The 16,442-nt window shown below is 60.9% G+C and carries 14 protein-coding genes and 1 tRNA gene; 9 read left to right on the plus strand and 6 right to left on the minus strand.

The window, feature by feature from the left end; translation table 11 throughout:
* Position 1 precedes the first annotated feature (1 nt).
* The 3 genes from LKO31_RS01720 (at position 2) to LKO31_RS01730 (ending at position 4,215) form a co-directional block, all read left to right on the plus strand.
* Positions 2 to 1,297, plus strand: coding sequence for an amidohydrolase family protein (locus LKO31_RS01720; protein ID WP_227688360.1), 1,296 nt, complete (start codon positions 2 to 4; stop codon positions 1,295 to 1,297).
* Between the two features lie 178 nt (positions 1,298 to 1,475).
* Positions 1,476 to 3,089: an AMP-binding protein gene (locus LKO31_RS01725; RefSeq protein ID WP_227688361.1), complete on the plus strand. Its 1,614-nt coding sequence runs from the start codon at positions 1,476 to 1,478 to the stop codon at positions 3,087 to 3,089.
* Between the two features lie 31 nt (positions 3,090 to 3,120).
* Complete coding sequence (locus tag LKO31_RS01730) at positions 3,121 to 4,215, plus strand: zinc-dependent alcohol dehydrogenase (protein ID WP_227688362.1); 1,095 nt, start codon at positions 3,121 to 3,123, stop codon at positions 4,213 to 4,215.
* Positions 4,216 to 4,268: 53 nt separating this feature from the next.
* On the opposite strand, the gene LKO31_RS01735 is transcribed toward LKO31_RS01730, so the two are convergent.
* Entirely contained in the window at positions 4,269 to 4,619 is a 351-nt protein-coding gene (locus LKO31_RS01735; protein WP_227688363.1) for a DUF4286 family protein, read from the minus strand.
* Between the two features lie 410 nt (positions 4,620 to 5,029).
* Here LKO31_RS01735 and LKO31_RS01740 point away from each other — a divergent pair, with 410 nt between their 5' ends.
* The 6 genes from LKO31_RS01740 (at position 5,030) to LKO31_RS01765 (ending at position 13,378) form a co-directional block, all read left to right on the plus strand.
* A complete protein-coding gene (locus LKO31_RS01740; protein WP_227688364.1) occupies positions 5,030 to 7,375 on the plus strand; it encodes a TonB-dependent receptor in 2,346 nt (781 codons plus the stop codon).
* A gap of 41 nt (positions 7,376 to 7,416) precedes the next feature.
* On the plus strand, positions 7,417 to 8,730 hold the full coding sequence (locus tag LKO31_RS01745) for an acyl-CoA dehydrogenase family protein (RefSeq protein ID WP_227688365.1): 1,314 nt from the start codon (positions 7,417 to 7,419) through the stop codon (positions 8,728 to 8,730).
* Between the two features lie 81 nt (positions 8,731 to 8,811).
* Entirely contained in the window at positions 8,812 to 9,726 is a 915-nt protein-coding gene (locus LKO31_RS01750; RefSeq protein WP_227688366.1) for an SDR family NAD(P)-dependent oxidoreductase, read from the plus strand.
* Positions 9,726 to 10,562 (plus strand): MaoC family dehydratase, encoded by an 837-nt coding sequence (locus LKO31_RS01755; protein WP_227688367.1) that lies wholly within the window; start codon positions 9,726 to 9,728, stop codon positions 10,560 to 10,562. Before LKO31_RS01750 ends, LKO31_RS01755 begins: the two co-directional genes overlap by 1 nt.
* Positions 10,559 to 11,998, plus strand: a complete 1,440-nt coding sequence (locus LKO31_RS01760) for a hydroxymethylglutaryl-CoA synthase family protein (protein ID WP_227688368.1) — start codon at positions 10,559 to 10,561, stop codon at positions 11,996 to 11,998. The genes LKO31_RS01755 and LKO31_RS01760 overlap by 4 nt, the downstream gene beginning before the upstream one ends.
* 174 nt (positions 11,999 to 12,172) lie before the next feature.
* The gene (locus tag LKO31_RS01765; protein WP_227688369.1) at positions 12,173 to 13,378 is read left to right on the plus strand and encodes an acetyl-CoA acetyltransferase; all 1,206 of its coding nucleotides are present in this window, start codon (positions 12,173 to 12,175) and stop codon (positions 13,376 to 13,378) included.
* Positions 13,379 to 13,455: 77 nt separating this feature from the next.
* On the opposite strand, the gene LKO31_RS01770 is transcribed toward LKO31_RS01765, so the two are convergent.
* The 5 genes from LKO31_RS01770 to LKO31_RS01790 form a co-directional block, all read right to left on the minus strand.
* Positions 13,456 to 13,746, minus strand: coding sequence for an Arm DNA-binding domain-containing protein (locus LKO31_RS01770; protein WP_227688370.1), 291 nt, complete (start codon positions 13,744 to 13,746; stop codon positions 13,456 to 13,458).
* Between the two features lie 411 nt (positions 13,747 to 14,157).
* Positions 14,158 to 14,364: a hypothetical protein gene (locus LKO31_RS01775; RefSeq protein WP_227688371.1), complete on the minus strand. Its 207-nt coding sequence runs from the start codon at positions 14,362 to 14,364 to the stop codon at positions 14,158 to 14,160.
* Between the two features lie 58 nt (positions 14,365 to 14,422).
* A tRNA-Gly gene (locus LKO31_RS01780) sits at positions 14,423 to 14,496 on the minus strand.
* 65 nt (positions 14,497 to 14,561) lie between these two features.
* Positions 14,562 to 15,311: an RlmE family RNA methyltransferase gene (locus LKO31_RS01785; RefSeq protein WP_227688372.1), complete on the minus strand. Its 750-nt coding sequence runs from the start codon at positions 15,309 to 15,311 to the stop codon at positions 14,562 to 14,564.
* Positions 15,308 to 16,390 carry a Ppx/GppA phosphatase family protein gene (locus LKO31_RS01790; protein ID WP_407699233.1) on the minus strand — a complete coding sequence of 361 codons (1,083 nt, stop codon included), beginning with the start codon at positions 16,388 to 16,390 and terminating at the stop codon, positions 15,308 to 15,310. Before LKO31_RS01790 ends, LKO31_RS01785 begins: the two co-directional genes overlap by 4 nt.
* Positions 16,391 to 16,442: the final 52 nt, after the last annotated feature.

Below are 16,442 nucleotides of genomic sequence, written 5' to 3' on the forward strand. Positions count from 1 at the left end.
GATGAAAATTGACGATATGATTCTAGTGAGTGTGGACGACCATGTCTGTGAGCCCCCCGACATGTTCGTCCGGCACATCTCGCCAAAATATAAAGGCCAAGAGCCGCAGGTCGTCACGACCGAGCACGGTCAGGCGTGGGTGATCGAGGGCAAGAAGAACTCCGGCCTCGGGCTAAACGCCGTGGTTGGCCGTCCCAAGGAAGAATATGGGATGGAACCCATGTCGTTCGACCATCTGCGCGCGGGCACGTATGATATTCATGCGCGCATCGACGATATGGACGCGAATGGCGTGCTCGGATCGATCAACTTCCCTCAGTTTCCGGGGTTTGCCGGCGTCCGGTTTCTGAAACAGAACGACAAGGGTCTCGCGCTGGCCACGATCCAGGCCTATAATGACTGGCATGTTCAGGACTGGTGCGGGCCCTATCCCGGGCGCATGATTCCGCTAGCTCTGTTGCCGCTCTGGGACATCGACCTCACGCTGACTGAAATGAAGCGGATGATCGCGCTTGGCGTGCATTCGTGCAGCTTCCCAGACAATCCCGCAATGGTGGGCCTGCCGAGCCTGCACGACGAGCAATGGCGACCGTTGTGGGAGCTTTGCAACGACAACAAGGTTGTTCTGTCCGCTCATATCGGGACCGGGTCTCATGCCGCGCATGCGTCAGACCTGTCGCCGATCAGCTCGTGGATTACCTCGATGCCGATCTCGATCGCCAACAGCGCGGCAGACTGGCTCTTTGCGTCTTTCTGGAAGGACTTTCCCGATCTCAAGATCGCGCTGTCGGAAGGCAGCATCGGCTGGGTTCCCTACTTCCTCGAGCGCGCGGAGACTACGGTACGGCAGCATAGCGCATGGACGAACCTTAACCTCGGCGGGCTGACGCCCACCGAAATATTCCGGCGCCACTTCTTGACCTGTTTTATCGAGGATAATTTTGGTCTGGTGAACCGCCACGCGATCGGCATCGATAATATCGCGTGGGAATGCGACTACCCGCATTCAGATTGCGTGTGGCCGCTATCGCCCGAGGAAGTCTGGCGCGGGGTGAAGGATTTTTCGAAGGAAGAGATCGACAAGATCACGCACGGCAATGCGATGCACTTCTACAGCTATGATCCATTTCCGCTGCTTGGGCGCGAAAATTGCACGGTCGGCGCACTGCGCGCCCAGGCGGCCGCCAAGGGCGTCGATACGTCCGAACAGGCCTCGCTTGGCGGCCTTGCCCCCAAGTGGGAGCCCGGCAAGCCGATCACGTCGGGCGACGTGCAGAAGATGCTGTCGACCGTCTGAGCAGTCTTTAGCCGCGATCGGGGGCGGGCTCGTGAAGTCCGAATGGCTCTCCTCCACCCCGATCGCGGCGATTTATGTGAAATCGCGTCGCAAAGCCAAAGGTGTCGCCATGTTGTCGGCACCGGGCTGACGCTAGGCAGAAGCGATTAATCGCACGCCCGCAGGAAATGAGAGAGAAATGACCCACCCAGATCCGATCAAGCCCCCCCAGCAAACAGTGACCGGCGTTCTCGCCGCCGCGGTTAAGGAGGCGCCAGAGCGCATTTTCCTCGATTTCAGCGGCATCCAATATAGCTATGCCGATATCGATTCTGCGTCGACCCGTCTCGCCAATGGTCTGCTCGCTCTCGGGGTCAAGCAGGGTGACCGGGTCGGTACGCTTCTCGACACGAGCGTCGAGGCGATTTTGATTTGGTTCGCAGCGAACAAGATCGGCGCCGTCTATGTTCCGGTAAACGCCGCGTACAAGGGCGAGTATCTGCGCCATCAATTCGCCGATGCCGGTGTTGAAGTGGTGTTTGTCGAGCCGGATTATGCCGATCGCCTTGCCCTAATCAAAGAGGAGCTGCCGCTGGTCCACACCGTCATCCAGCGGGGCGATGCGCCGCTCGCGGCCGAAGGATTGAACCTCAAGCGCTTCGACGACATTCTCGGAAGCGAAGATCCCGTAGCCGATCCGAACAAATATTCGGATATCTCGATGCTGATCTACACCGGCGGTACGACGGGGCCCTCGAAGGGCTGCATCATCAGTCACAATTATGTGTGCAATCTTTCACGCAACGCCGTCATCAACGGCAAGCGCACCAAGGACGATATCAGCTGGTCGCCGCTGCCCCTCTTTCACCTCAATGCGCTAGCCGCGACGGTCTTGGCGTCGGCGATGACGTTCAGCCGCGGCGTCCTTTACCCCCGCTTTTCGGTCAGTAACTTTTGGCCCGAAATCGAACGCAGCGGGGCAACGCTGGCGAATCTGCTTGGATCGATGCTCGCATTCGTCGCCGATGCGCCCGACAATGAGGCGCAGAAGCGGTGCTTTGGGCAACTTCGCGCCATTCGCGGCTCTCCCTTCCCGCCGGAAGTGCGCGAGAAGTGGCGGACGCGCTTCGGCGTCAAGGTCACGGGGAGCAATGTTTATGGTTTGACTGAAGCCAGCCCCGTTACGAGCCTGCACGACGACGATTTTCCCAAGCCCGGTTCTTCGGGCAAGGTCGATCCAAGCTTCGAGGTCCGCATCGTCGATGACGAAGACAATGACGTGCCGGTCGGAACGCCCGGCGAGATCATCATTCGTCCCCGCTATCCGCACGTCATGTTCGAGGGGTATTGGGGACGGCCCGAAGAGACCCTCCGGATCATGAAGAATCTCTGGCTCCACAGCGGGGACATCGGCTCGATCGACGAGGACGGCTATTTCTATTTTGTCGACCGTAAGAAGGATTATCTGCGTCGACGCGGCGAGAATATTTCGAGCTTCGAACTCGAACGGGCGTTTCGCGGCCACCCCGATATCGTCGATGTCGCAATCCACTCGGTCTTGTCCGAAAGCGCCGAGGACGATGTGAAAGCCACGATCGTTCTTAATGGCGAAAGCAAGATGACCGAGGCGGAGATGTGCTCTTGGTGCGCGGACCGGGTCCCCTATTTTGCGGTGCCGCGTTATATCGAGTTTCGCGACGAATTGCCTCGCAATCCCGTCGGGCGCGTTCTTAAATATCAGTTGCGCGACGAGGGCCGGACTCCTGCGACTTGGGATCGCGAAGACGCAGGCTTCGAGCTCGCCAAGCGGTGAGCGGGACAGGGTGGCAGGAAGGGGACAGGCATTGAAGGCCAAGGCAGCCGTCCTCGTGGGCGACAACAATATCGAGATCCGCGAACTCGATGTTCCCGTCGATCCGCCTCCTGGCGGAGCGATCCTCGCCGTCGAAGGCTGCGGCATGTGCGGCAGCGACATCAAGCAGTATCATGGCGGAACGGCGCGCGCGGGTATCATGTCATATCCGGTGATTCCGGGGCATGAGACGGTTGGCCGGATTGCGAAGATCGATGTCGAAGGCGTGCGCCGCTGGGGCCTGAAAGAAGGGGACCGCGTCGCGGTCCATGGCATCGCGCCCTGCGGGACATGCAGCGGTTGCATGGCCGACTCCAAATGCATCGACAGCTTCTATTACGGATTTCGATCGCTGCACGAGCGCAGCGGCCTATGGGGTGGTTTCGCACAATATATGGAGATCGTGCCGCGCACGAAATTATATCCCGTTTCGGACAGCCTCTCGATCGAAGACGCACTGCTCTTCAACCCGCTCGCGGCAGGCTATGACTGGCTCCTCGCGCATGGCGAACTGCAAGTCGGCGAGACGGTCCTCATTCTGGGCAGCGGTCAACGCGGGCTTGCCTGCGTCGTCGCTGCGGTCGAGGCGGGCGCATCGCAAATCATCGTGACGGGATTGCGCTCGGACGCGTTCAAGCTCGACATCGCCCGCCAGCTCGGGGCGACCGTGACGATGATCGCGGAGGACGAAGACATACCGGGCCGCATTGCCGAGCTTACCAACGGGCGCGGCGTCGATCTCGTATGCGACACGACGCCCTATGTCTTCGAACCCGTGCTCGACGCGATCAAGGCGGTGCGTAACAAGGGGCGGATTGTCTTGAGCGGCCTTAAGGATTCACGCCTCATGGACGGGTTTCCGCTCGACACGTTGATGATGAAGCAGATCAGGATGATCGGCGTTCTTGCCTCGGGTCATTGGGCAACCCAACAGGCAATCCGGGTTATCGAAAGCGGGCGCTTGCCACTGGGCCTCATGCACACGCACAGCCTTCCGATCGATCAGCTCGAGCGGGGAATCAAGACGCTTGCAGGTGAAATTCCGGGCGAACGTGCCTTGCATGTCAGCATTCTAGCCCAAGCCTGACGGGCTATCCTCATCGTGCATTTGTGCCGGTCGCGGTCGATTGATCGCAACGGCTACTCCCGCTCTGGCGCCGCCATCCGGGCCGTAACGGCCTCGGCAAACATTGTCGCCGCAGGAGATTTCCGTTCACCGGGATAAAGCGGCATTTTTGGAGTGCCCGCGCGGCGACGCACTTCGGCCATGACCGCCGTCCGATCGTCGGTTTCCATTTCGTAGATCGTGAGGAATCTGGTCGGGGCATCGGGCTTGTCCGGCTCGGGCGCCAGCCTGAAGCGCTGCGCTGCGGTGAAGCCGGGTACCGCGAGAACGTCGGGCATGTGGCGATCGACATACCATGTTTCGAAAGCCGCTTCTCCTTCAGGGGTGGGTGCCTCAGTAATGATAATGAAGAGTTGTTTTGTCATGAGATCTATCCTTGCGGGTTCGGCTCGCCGACCCGACGTGTAGCGGCATTGCTCCTGAAGGATCGCGCCTCAAAGGCAGATGCGATCCCACCGCCTTTGCTCTGCTGGCGGCATTTGGCCAGCGGTGGGACATGTTAAGTGAAAGAGGATCGCAATCAATGCCCTGATGCAGGGGGCCAGGTACGGATCAATGCGGTCTGCGCAATTGCGCGGAACGAAGAGCATAAATGGAGCCGTATCGGCGTTTGTGATTGTGACGGTCATTCAATATATGACGCTGGTGCCGGGGTCATTCCGGCCGATGGGAGGCAGCGGCGAACAAAAAAGGCCCGTATCCAGTCAGCACAGGTCGCCGACGAAAAGCGTTAAACTGCAACCCGGAAATAAATAAAATCTGGGAGGAGAGGACCATGAGAACATCCAAATTGTTGCTGCTTGCAGCGTCTGTCTCGGCGCTGTCGGTTTCGACGCCTGGTTTCGCGTTTCAGGCGGACGGGCATGAGCCAGCGGCGCAGGATGCTGCGACGGACGATCGGCTCCAGAGCGGAGGCGTCGAAGATATTATCGTTACGGCGCGGCGCGTTTCGGAAAGCGTACAGAAGGTACCACTCGCGATCACCGTGGTGGGCACCGAGCAGCTGACGGATTCGTCGGTTCGCGGCATCAAGGATCTGCAGGGGCTCGCGCCGGCCATGTCGATCACGACCGGGAATGGCGGTCCGAGCACGGCGAATATCGCGATACGTGGCCAGACGCAGGCGGATTCGCTCCTCGTGACTGATCCCTCGGTCGCGGTCTATCTTAACGAAATCAACCTGCCGCGCCAGATCGGCCTGCGTTCGGCCTTCCTCGATGTCGACCAGATTCAGGTCTTGAAAGGCCCCCAAGGCACGCTGTTCGGGAAGAATACCACCGGCGGCGCCCTCCTGTTGCGAACCAAGCGTCCCGATCTCTCTGACGCGGGCGGATATTTTCAGGGCTCGGCGGGCAATCTCGGCACAATGCAACTGACGGCCGCGGTGGGCGCGCCGCTCATCGATGGCGTACTCGGTGTCCGCTTTGCCGGCCAGATCGCCACCAAGGACGGCTATGGCCGCAATGCGATCGGCAAGAAGCTAGGGGACCAATATGACCGCGCCGCCCGGCTGTCTGTTCTCGCCGAGCCGACCGAGAATCTCAGTGTCTTTTTGACCGCCGATTATAGCAAGCTGACCTCGAACGGCTCGGTTTCGCGCGTAACGCGCCTCAATCCGCTCGCGTTCAGCCCATCGGGAGCGCCGCTCAACGGTCTTGCTTCGGCGCTTAATCAGGCGGTCGCACAACTCGGGCTAACCCGGACCGTAGCGAATTATACAACCGCTTATAATCTTCTCCAGGCTGACATGTTCCCGGCTGGAAATCGATACGACACCAAAGGCGTCGAGCGGGTATTTGCTTATCTTGAAATTTACGGCTTCTCGGGAGATGTCAGTCTCGACCTTGGTGATGTGACGCTTCGGTCAATCACCGGTTATCGCAACACGGCGCGAAACGACCAGCAGGACTATGATCAGTCGCGGTTCGAAATCGTGCGGCCGCGTAATTTCGTCTATTCGGACCAGTTCACGCAGGAAGTGCAGCTTCTTGCCAGCATCGGCAATCTCGAACTCATCGCCGGCGGTTTTTACAGCCACGAACATGGGTGGGAGGGGAGCCAGACAAAGCAACTCGGTTTGATCAATCCTGCGAGCCCGAGCTTTGCGAACTATTACGTCACCAACGAAAGCTATGCAGGATTCGCGCAAGCGAATTACGCGCTCACCGACACGCTCAAGGTCACCGGTGGTTTCCGCTACACCAAGGTTACCCAAGACGTAGACATCCGCAGCGCCAACGCGCTTGGATGCGTGGTGCCGATCGTTGTCCGGCCCGACCCGGCGATCTGCTCTGCGCCCTTCGATCTTAGCTCGAAGAAGCCTTCCTACCTTGCAAGTATCGACTGGCAGGCAACGCCGGACATTCTTCTTTACGCCAAGACCTCGAGCAGCTTCCGCGGCGGAGGCTTTAATGTGCGCGGCGGTAGCAGCGGCGGCGCCAACCCCTATATTGCGTTCGATCCCGAGACCGCAACTGACTATGAAATCGGCTTCAAGGGCGACCTCTTCGACCGCAAGGTGCGGCTCAATCTGGCAGGCTATTACACCGATTACAGCGATATCCAGAAGAGCAGCCTGATCGTCGTCAACAACACGATCGTGACCGTGATCAACAATGCTGCCAAGGGCAATATCTACGGCGGCGAAGCCGAGTTGATCTGGCAGCCGATTCCCGAACTGACCTTGAACGCCAGCGGTGCCTGGACGCATACGGCCTACACGCGCTTCGTGGAGGCCAATGGCAACGATCGGTCCAAGGAACCGTTCCCGGTCCCCGAGTGGCAATATACGGTGAGTGGTAAATATAGCGTCCCGGTCGGGAATGGCGATCTCAGTCTCTATGCGGCGTGGCGCTGGCAGGACGATGTCTTCTTTCGGGGGCAAGCGCTCGACCAGGCCACAACGAGCCAGAAGGCCTATGGCTTGCTCGAAGGGCGGCTGGCCTATTCGCTGAACAGCGAGCCGAATGTAGAGATCGCGTTGTGGGGCAAGAACCTGCTCGACAAGACCTATCGGACCAATGCGCTCGATTTCGATGCGAGCCTTGGATATAATCTCGCCTTTCTCGGCGAGCCGCGGACTGTCGGCCTCGAAGTGCGGATCGCGTTTGGCGGCAAATAAAGCTTAAGCCAGGGGGCCCGACTGGTCCCCTCTGAGGAATTTTGATGTACGAGATGTCCTACCGGGCCAGCGAGCTGAAATCCGAACTTGAGGATTTCATGGCCGCCCACATTTACCCCAATGAAGCCGAATTTTACCGGCAGGCCGAAACGCTGGGTCCGTGGGCAGTCTTTCCGATTATCGAGGAACTCAAGCTCGTCGCGCGCCGGCAGGGCCTGTGGAACCTCTGGCACGGGGCAGGGGATACCGGCCTCCCGCTCGGCAATCTCGAATATGCGTCGCTTTGCGAAGTCATGGGGCGCTCGCTCATGGCGCCGGAAGTCTTCAATTGTTCCGCTCCCGACACGGGCAACATGGAGACGATCCTTCGCTACGGGACCGAGGCGCAAAAAGCGCGGTGGCTTGCGCCCTTGATGACCGGAGAAATCCGGTCTTCCTTCGCGATGACCGAACCCGCGGTTGCGTCGTCGGACGCCACCAACATCGCCAGTTCGATCATCCGGGATGGCGACGATTATGTGATCAACGGGCGCAAATGGTACACGACCGGCGCGACCGACCCGCGCTGCGAAATCATCATTTTCATGGGCAAGACCGATCCCGAGGGCGCCGACCGCCATCGCCAGCAATCGATGATCCTCGTCCCCAAATCGGCGCCCGGCGTAGATGTCATTCGTCCGTTGCCGGTTTTCGGCTTTTACGGCGTACCCGACCGCGCGGCCGAGGTCGTATTCGACAATGTCCGCGTCCCTGCCGACAATATTCTGCTTGGCGAAGGCCGAGGATTCGAGATCGCGCAAGGGCGGCTCGGGCCAGGCCGTATTCACCACTGCATGCGCCTGATCGGAATGTGCGAGCGCATATTGGAGCGCATGTGTCGGCGCGCTGCGGTTCGCGTGCCGTTCGGAATGCCCCTGGCCCAACAGGGCGTGACACTCGAGAGGATCGCCGACGCGCGTATCCTGATCGAACAGACGCGGCTGCTGACCTTGCGCGCGGCCCATCTGATGGACACGGTCGGCAACAAGGAAGCGAAAGCCGAAATCGCGATGATCAAGGTTGCGGCGCCCACTGCGGCCTGCACGATCGTCGATTGGGCTATCCAGATGTTTGGCGGTGGGGGGACGAGCAATGACCATTTCCTGGCGGCCGCATATGCCAATGCACGCCTGCTCCGGTTGGCGGATGGACCCGATGAGGTGCATCGCAACCAGATCGCGCGCCTGGAAATCAAGGGGCATCTTCAGGTGGACGCTTTGCGAACCGGGGGCGTGGCAGACGTCTTGCCGCTGAACGAGGTCCGGAACAGGTTTGCCCATCTGAATCCCTCGTCCGAAAACTATCTCTGGAAGTAAGCGGTGGGACGACGCACCACATAAGATTTGCCGGATAATGGTGGGCCAATCTCCGGTGATCCGTTTTAGGAGTAAATAGCGATGGGTTTGTTGAGCGAGCAGGTGGTGGTGGTAACGGGCGCAGGACGCGGCGTTGGGCGTGAGATCGCGTTGCTTTGCGCAAAGGAAGGCGCGGCAGTCGTCGTCAACGATCTCGGTGGCACCGCCGAGGGCGAAGGCGCCGACCTGACCCCTGCGCAGCAGACCGTCGACTATATCAAGGCGGCGGGTGGCAAGGCGATCGTCAACGGCGCGAGCGTCGCCGACCCCAAAGGCGCGGCGAGCATTATCGAGGACGCGGTCGCGCATTTCGGGCGCATCGATGCGGTGGTGAACAACGCCGGCATCCTGCGCGACCGCATCTGGCACAAGATGAGCCATGAGGACTGGAACGCGGTGATCGACGTCCACCTCAACGGCTGCTTCAACGTATCGAAGGCCGCGACCCCCTATTTCCGCGAGCAGGGCTCGGGCAGCTTTATCCATTTCACCTCGACGAGCGGGCTGATCGGCAATTTCGGCCAGGCCAATTATTCGGCGGCGAAGCTGGGCATCGTCGGGTTGTCGCAGTCGATCGCGCTCGACATGGCGCGCGCCGGGGTGCGCTCGAACTGCATTGCGCCCTTCGCGTGGAGCCGGCTGATCGCGACGATCCCCGCGACGAATGAAGCCGAGGCGCTGCGTATCGAGCGGATGAAGACGATGACCGCCGACAAGATCTCCCCGCTGGTGGCGTTTTTGGCGAGCGATGCGTCGAAGGAGGTATCGAACCAGGTCTTTGGTGTGCGCAAGAACGAGATTTTCCTCTTTTCGAAACCGCGCCCGATCCGGTCGATGCAGAAGAACGAAGGCTGGACCGCGGAATCCATCGCAAACGAGATGCTGCCCACCTTCCGCAGCAGCTTCGCCGACCCGGCCGAGCGGTCGGGGGATATATTTGGTTACGACCCGATCTGATGGCGATCGATCCCGACAAGCTGCTGGCGATGCCGCCGATCGTCGCGCGGCAGAAACTGACGCGGCGCGACACGATCCTCTATGCGCTCGGCATCGGCGCGACCGAGCTCGATTTCCTGTTCGAGGAACGGCTGAAGGCGCTGCCGACGATGGCGGTGACGCTGGGCTATCCCGGCTTCATCTGGCGCGACCCGGCGCTGGGCGCGAACTGGCAGAAGATATTGCACGGCGAGCAATCGACGATCCTGCACGCGCCGCTGCCGGTCGAGGGCGAGATCACCGGCACGACGCGGATCGAGGCGCTGTTCGACAAGGGCACCGACAAGGGCGCGATCGCGATGGTGACGCGCGAAATCCACGACGGCGCGGGCGTACATCTGGCGACATCGCGCGCAATGACCTTTTTGCGCGGCAACGGCGGTTTCGGCGGAACGAGCGACGGCGCGCCGGTGCCGCATCCGATCCCCGACCGCGCGCCCGATACGGTCGTGACGCTGGCTACCGTGGCGAACCAGGCGCAGATCTACCGGCTGTCGGGCGACCTCAACCCGCTCCATATCGATCCCGATGTCGCGACGGGCGCGGGGTTCGACGGGCCGATCCTGCACGGGCTCGCGACCTATGGCGTAATTGGGCGCGCGCTGCTTGCCGCGCGCTGCAGCAATGACCCGGCGCGGCTCCGGCGGATCGACGGCCGCTTCTCGTCGCCGGTCTATCCCGGCGAGACGATCGAAACGTCGATCTGGCATGAGGACGATGGCAGGCTCGCCTTCCGCGCCCGCGTCGTCGAGCGCGACAAGATTGTTTTCACCAACGGCTATGCGGAGACGGCATGAGCGACTTCGGAATCCTGGCCTTTGGCGCCTATGTGCCGATCACGCGGCTGCAGCGCAGCGCGATCCACGCAACCAACGGCTGGTTCGCGGGCGGGCTAGGCGGGCTCGCCAAGGGCGAGAAGGCAGTCGCGAACTGGGACGAGGACAGCGTGACGATGGCGGTCGAAGCGGCGCGCGATGCCCTCGATGGTGTCGATCGGGCGAGCGTCGAACGCGTCGTGATCGCATCGACCACCCTGCCCTTCGCCGACCGGCAGAATGCGGGGATCGTCAAGGAAGCGCTGAACCTGCCTGATGCGGTCGGGGCGATGGACGTGACGGGGTCGCAGCGCGCGGCGACGTCGGCGCTGCTCGTCGCACTCGAAGGCCGGACGACGACCCTCGTCTGCGCCGCCGAGATCGCGACCCCGAGACCCGCGTCGGAGCGCGAAATGACCGCCGGCGACGCGGCGGCGGCGTTGCTGATCGGCGGCGGGACGCCGATTGCGAAGCTGGTCGCGAGCCAAAGTGTGACGGTCGATTTCGTCGATCATTTCCGCGAGGCGGGGGCCGCGCATGACTATGACTGGGAAGCGCGCTGGGTGCGCGACGAGGGCTTCGCGCGCATCATGACCCCGGCGATCGCAGCGCTGCTCGCCAAGGCGGGGATCGAGGGCGACGCGATCGATCATTTCATTGTCCCCGTCGCGGTTAAGGGCGTGCCCGAGATGCTGGCAAAGAAGGCAGGGGTGTCCGATGCGGCGGTCGCCGACGGGCTGACCGCTACGCTCGGCCATGCCGGCGCCGCGCATGCGCTGGTGATGCTGGCGGCGGCGCTCGAGGGCGCGAAGCCCGGCGCGCGCATACTGCTCGCCAGCTTCGGGCAGGGCTGCGACCTTTTGCTCTTTGAGGTCACCGATGCGATCGGGTCGGTCAAATCGCGGCTCGGCGTGTCGGGCTGGCTCGCGCGGCGGATCGAATCGGCAAACTATGCCAAATATCTCTTCCACCGCGGGCTGCTCCACCTCGACCGCGGCATGCGCGCCGAGCATGACAGCAAGACCGCGCTCACCGCGCTGTGGCGTAATCGCAAGGCGGTGCTCGGGCTCGTCGGCGGGCGGTGCACCAAGACGGGAACGGTACAATTCCCGAAGAGCGAGGTCAGCGTCAATGCGAACGACTATGCGGTCGGCACGCAGGAGGATTATCCGCTCGCCGAGGTGTCCGCGAAGGTGCTGACGTGGACCGCCGACGCGCTCACCTATTCGTCTGACCCCCCGAGCTATTATGGCAACATCGACTTTGACGGCGGCGGGCGGATGATGACCGAGTTCACCGACTTTACGGGCGGCGCGCTCGACGTCGGCGCCGACTTGCGCATGATGTTCCGGATCAAGGCCTATGACGAGAACCGTAGGTTTCGGAGATATTTCTGGAAAGCCGCGCCAGCTTTCTAAATCCCTCTCCCCTTGGGGAGAAGGATACGCAGCCTTGCCGCGAAGCGGCTAGGCCAAGTTGGATGAGGGATCGACGTTGCCGAACCCTCATCCAACTCCGACTAGGCAGCAAGCTGCCAAGTCTTTGCAACCCTCTCCCCCAAGGGGAGAGGGAAGAAGATTGGAGACGAGATTATGGCCAAGGGTATCCGTGACAAGGTCGCGATTTTGGGCATGGGCTGCGCCAAGTTCGGCGAACGCTGGGACAAGGACGAGGACCAGCTGATGCTCGAGGCTTATGAGGAGGCGATGGCCGACGCAGGGATCGAGGCGAGCCGGATCGACGCCGCGTGGCTGGGCGCCGCGTTCGACGCGCAGAATATCGGGCCGAGCGGCATCCCGCTCGCGGTCGCGCTGCGCCTTCCCGATATCGGCGTCACCAAGGTCGAGAATTATTGCGCGAGCGGGACCGAAAGCTTTCGCGGCGCGGTCTATGCGGTCGCGTCGGGGGCGTGCGACATCGCGCTCGCGATGGGGGCCGAAAAGCTGAAGGACACCGGCTATGGCGGGCTGCCCGTCCGCACCCGCGGCACGACACATGACATGATCGGTATCACCGGGTCAGCGCCCGGCAATTTCGCGCAACTCGCCAGTGCCTACCGCGGGGTCCACGGCGTCGACAAGGACGACCTCAAGCGCGCGATGGCGCATGTGTCGGTGAAGAGCCACGCCAATGGCGCGAAGAACCCCAAGGCGCACCTGCAAAAGGCGGTGACGATGGAGCAGGTTCTGAATGCACCGATGATCGCCGAGCCGCTGGGGCTGTTCGACTGCTGCGGGGTCAGCGACGGCGCCGCCTGCGCGATCGTGACGACCCCCAAAATCGCGCGCGCGCTGGGCAAGACCGACATCGTCACGGTGAAGGCGCTGCAGCTCGCGACTTCGAACGGGTGGGAGATGCAGGCGTCGGGATGGAACGGCAGCTATTTCCACACCACCCGCGTCGCCGCGACCAAGGCGTATGACGAGGCGGGGATCACCGATCCGCGCGAGCAGCTGAGCCTGATCGAGGTCCACGACTGTTTCTCGGTCACCGAACTGGTGACGATGGAGGACCTCCATATCTCGAAGGAAGGCCGGGGCTGGCGCGACGTGCTCGACGGCTTTTTCGACGCCGACGGCGCGCTGCCGTGCCAAATCGACGGCGGGCTCAAATGCTTCGGCCATCCGATCGGCGCCTCGGGGCTCCGGATGATCTACGAAAATTATCTCCAGATCCTTGGCCGCGCGGGCGAGCGGCAGCGGCAGAACAACCCGGTGTTCGCATTGAGCCACAATCTTGGCGGCATGCCGAACCAGAATGTGTCGTCAATCGCGATCATCGGTCGCGAAGACGCGTAAGAGATATTCGGTGTCGATGGTCGATTGCTTCTTCGGCCGCCCGCCTTTGCCGATAATAAGCCCGGCGTTGAGGTCGGTCAGATACAAGGCGCAAGCTCCTTGACCGTTATCGCTTGCCTGTCGATCTGTCGCTGTTCCTGCGGATCGTCGCCTTGAGCCACGCGACCCAGTTGAATGCGCGCCTCGCGGCGCGCCATTTCGGGGGTCCAGATGCCGTGCATGCTGATCGTCAGACGCCGCGATCGCCCTTGGGTCCGATACTGAATAATGTAACTGCGCTTGCCCGATGCAAATATCCGGATTCTGAAACTCGGCAATTCGTCGTCCCAGATGATATAATCCTTCACCTTGGCGAGACGCTTGACCACATGGTCGGTGTAGCATCTCGCTCAACAAGATCCAGTTTGTCGAATTCTAGCGCGGCGAATGTGGCGTGTACCGCTCTGGGGATCCGCGGAGGGCTTTGACGAACGTCCGCTTTTCTCGCTTTGGGAGCAGAAACGGACTGTCTCCAGTCGGCCCACTATCAGCCGAGTGTCACTCCTTCATTGATGAGTGGGTAACGGTCCTAGCATGCGAGGGGAGGCTGAAACGAGTTTTGCAGCGGTCAAATCCTACTCCCGCAACCAACTTTACATATCATCAATAACAATGAACCCCTCGGATTAAACCGCAGGGGGTGCACGACTCTGCTCTTAAAATTAAGCATGTATCGCACAACCAAAGCGCAAGACTATGCCGCGCGACAGTCCGAGCCGCGCGGTAAAAGAGCCATACTTCTATGCTAGATCGCGGACCTTCGGTTCGCGGTCCCAGTAACGGGAAATACCGCAGCGGTGGAAATCAGCGATCGCCACCACGCCAGAGTCATAGGCTATATAGGACAAAGTCCTGACGACCATGTCTCTGGGGGTGTTGAAATAGGCTTTGCCGTTCATGAAGCGGGGCGTGTTGGAGCGCTGGCGCCCTGATGGCTGGCGCGCCATACGGCTATATCTTGGTGGAAGTTCAAATAACGCCGAAGCTTCATGCGTTTGGAAGCTTTGGAGCGGGTGAGGGGAATCGAACCCCCGTATTCAGCTTGGGAAGCTGCTGCTCTACCATTGAGCTACACCCGCTTGCCTGTTGCGCTTAGAAGAAGCGGGGCACAGGCTCAAGAGCTTTGGGCCTATGCCGATTATTTTTACTGGTCATCTAGATGGGTATCGGCATCGCCATGCGTGGTGTCGCCGTCGTCGCGGCCTTTGAAGCCTTGGGCGATGACGTAAAGTTCCGGCGATCCTTTGCGGCTGGCGGGGGGTTTAGCGTGTTTGACGGTGGTGAAATTGCGTTTCAGCACGTCCAACAATTGTTTGTCCGCGCCGCCAGCGAATACTTTGGCGATGAATGTGCCGCCCTTGACCAAATTTTGCACCGCAAAGTCGGCCGCGGTTTCTGCCAAGCCGATGGTACGCAAATGGTCCGTTTGCGCATGCCCTACGGTGTTGGCGGCCATGTCGGAGATGACAAGGTCAGGAGCGGTTCCCAAGGCCTGTAGCAGCGCATCGGGGGCTGCATCATCCATGAAGTCCATGGTGAGGATTTCTACGCCCTCCAGCGGCTCGCAGGGCAAAAGATCAATGCCCGCGACCTTGGCGCGTGGGTTCACCTTGCGAACCACCTGTGACCAGCCGCCCGGCGTAATGCCCAAATCGACCACCGCACGGGCTTTTTTCACAAAGCTGAATTTGTCGTCCAGTTCGATCAGCTTATAGGCGGCGCGTGAACGATAGCCTTCGGCCTGAGCGCGGCGCACATAAGGGTCGTTTAATTGGCGTTGCAGCCAGCGGGTCGAGGAAACGGAACGGCGCTTGGCTGTTTTAACGCGTTCAAACAAACCGCCACGACCGCTGCCGCCGCTGGTGCCACCACTTTTCTTTTTTCCGCCACTCATTTCCGAAATTCCCGACGTGTCACGGGAATGTCCCGTCCCGCCATAGCCAAAGTTCTTAAAATACCCTCGCGGATGCCGCGATCGGCGACGCCGACACGTTCCGCGGGCCATAGGTCCATGATGCTTTCCAATATCGCGCATCCGGCCACGACCAAATCTGCCCTTTCGCGGCCAATACAGGCAATTTCGGCGCGGTCAGGCAAGCTAGCCTCTGCCAGACGGCGGCTGATGTCGCGCATCGCTTGGGCGGGCACCGACACGCCGTCCACAGCGCGGCGATCATAGCGTGGCAGGTCCAAAAAGACACTGGCCAATGTCGTGACAGTGCCGCTGGTGCCCAGCAAGCGCAATTTCTTGCCGCTGTGGCGCTGGGCGCGGGCAGCAAATTCCGCGAAGGCTTGGCGTGTGACGTCGCGCATATGGGCATAGCTGGCGCGGCGCGCCTCGAGGCTGTCCTCGGCAACGGGCGCATGTTCGGTCAGCGACACAACGCCCCATGGCGCGCTGACCCAATCACGGATCACCACATCATGTTTGTTAATGTCGACATGCATTAATTCGGTTGACCCGCCGCCAATATCGAAGATCAACGCGGGGCCGTTGCCCGGTTCCATCAGATTGTGACAACCCAGCACGGCCAGACGTGCTTCTTCGGCCGCCGTGATAATGTCCAGATAAATGCCCGTTTCGGCATAGACGCGGTCAGCCAAATGCTGGGCATTGCTGGCACGTCGGCAGGCTTCGGTTGCTACCGCACGGGACAAGTCGACATTGCGCCGCCGCAATTTATCGGCGCATATCGCCAAAGCCGCAACCGTGCGATCCATTGCTGCTGCGCTGATTTCATTGTTGTGATGAAGCCCTTCCCCCAATCGAACGATACGAGAGAAGGCGTCGATGACCACCAATTCTCCGTCTTTTGGACGGGCGATCAGCAAGCGACAATTATTGGTTCCAAGGTCAATCGCACCATAGGTGCGTGGTTTTGCTGAGGCCAGTGGACGTATGTCGCCACCGGTCCTGATTTTCTTTTTGGCCGCCGTTTTAGGCGGCCGCACACACCCCGTTGGGGTTGCCATATGCCGCATGGCTAATCGATACCTGTCTAATTCAAACGTCCGCCAATTGCGA

Source organism: Sphingopyxis yananensis (genome assembly GCF_020687785.1).
Classification (GTDB): Bacteria; Pseudomonadota; Alphaproteobacteria; order Sphingomonadales; family Sphingomonadaceae; genus Sphingopyxis; species Sphingopyxis yananensis.

What these genes read in the sequence shown, in the direction of transcription:
- LKO31_RS01720 (WP_227688360.1), top strand. Translation starts at nt 2, where the DNA reads ATGAAAATTGACGATATGATTCTAGTGAGTGTGGACGACCATGTCTGT.
- LKO31_RS01725 (WP_227688361.1), top strand. Translation starts at nt 1,476, where the DNA reads ATGACCCACCCAGATCCGATCAAGCCCCCCCAGCAAACAGTGACCGGC.
- LKO31_RS01735 (WP_227688363.1), bottom strand. Translation starts at nt 4,619, where the DNA reads ATGACAAAACAACTCTTCATTATCATTACTGAGGCACCCACCCCTGAA.
- LKO31_RS01740 (WP_227688364.1), top strand. Translation starts at nt 5,030, where the DNA reads ATGAGAACATCCAAATTGTTGCTGCTTGCAGCGTCTGTCTCGGCGCTG.
- LKO31_RS01750 (WP_227688366.1), top strand. Translation starts at nt 8,812, where the DNA reads ATGGGTTTGTTGAGCGAGCAGGTGGTGGTGGTAACGGGCGCAGGACGC.
- LKO31_RS01755 (WP_227688367.1), top strand. Translation starts at nt 9,726, where the DNA reads ATGGCGATCGATCCCGACAAGCTGCTGGCGATGCCGCCGATCGTCGCG.
- LKO31_RS01760 (WP_227688368.1), top strand. Translation starts at nt 10,559, where the DNA reads ATGAGCGACTTCGGAATCCTGGCCTTTGGCGCCTATGTGCCGATCACG.
- LKO31_RS01765 (WP_227688369.1), top strand. Translation starts at nt 12,173, where the DNA reads ATGGCCAAGGGTATCCGTGACAAGGTCGCGATTTTGGGCATGGGCTGC.
- LKO31_RS01775 (WP_227688371.1), bottom strand. Translation starts at nt 14,364, where the DNA reads ATGGCGCGCCAGCCATCAGGGCGCCAGCGCTCCAACACGCCCCGCTTC.
- LKO31_RS01785 (WP_227688372.1), bottom strand. Translation starts at nt 15,311, where the DNA reads ATGAGTGGCGGAAAAAAGAAAAGTGGTGGCACCAGCGGCGGCAGCGGT.
- LKO31_RS01790 (WP_407699233.1), bottom strand. Translation starts at nt 16,390, where the DNA reads ATGGCAACCCCAACGGGGTGTGTGCGGCCGCCTAAAACGGCGGCCAAA.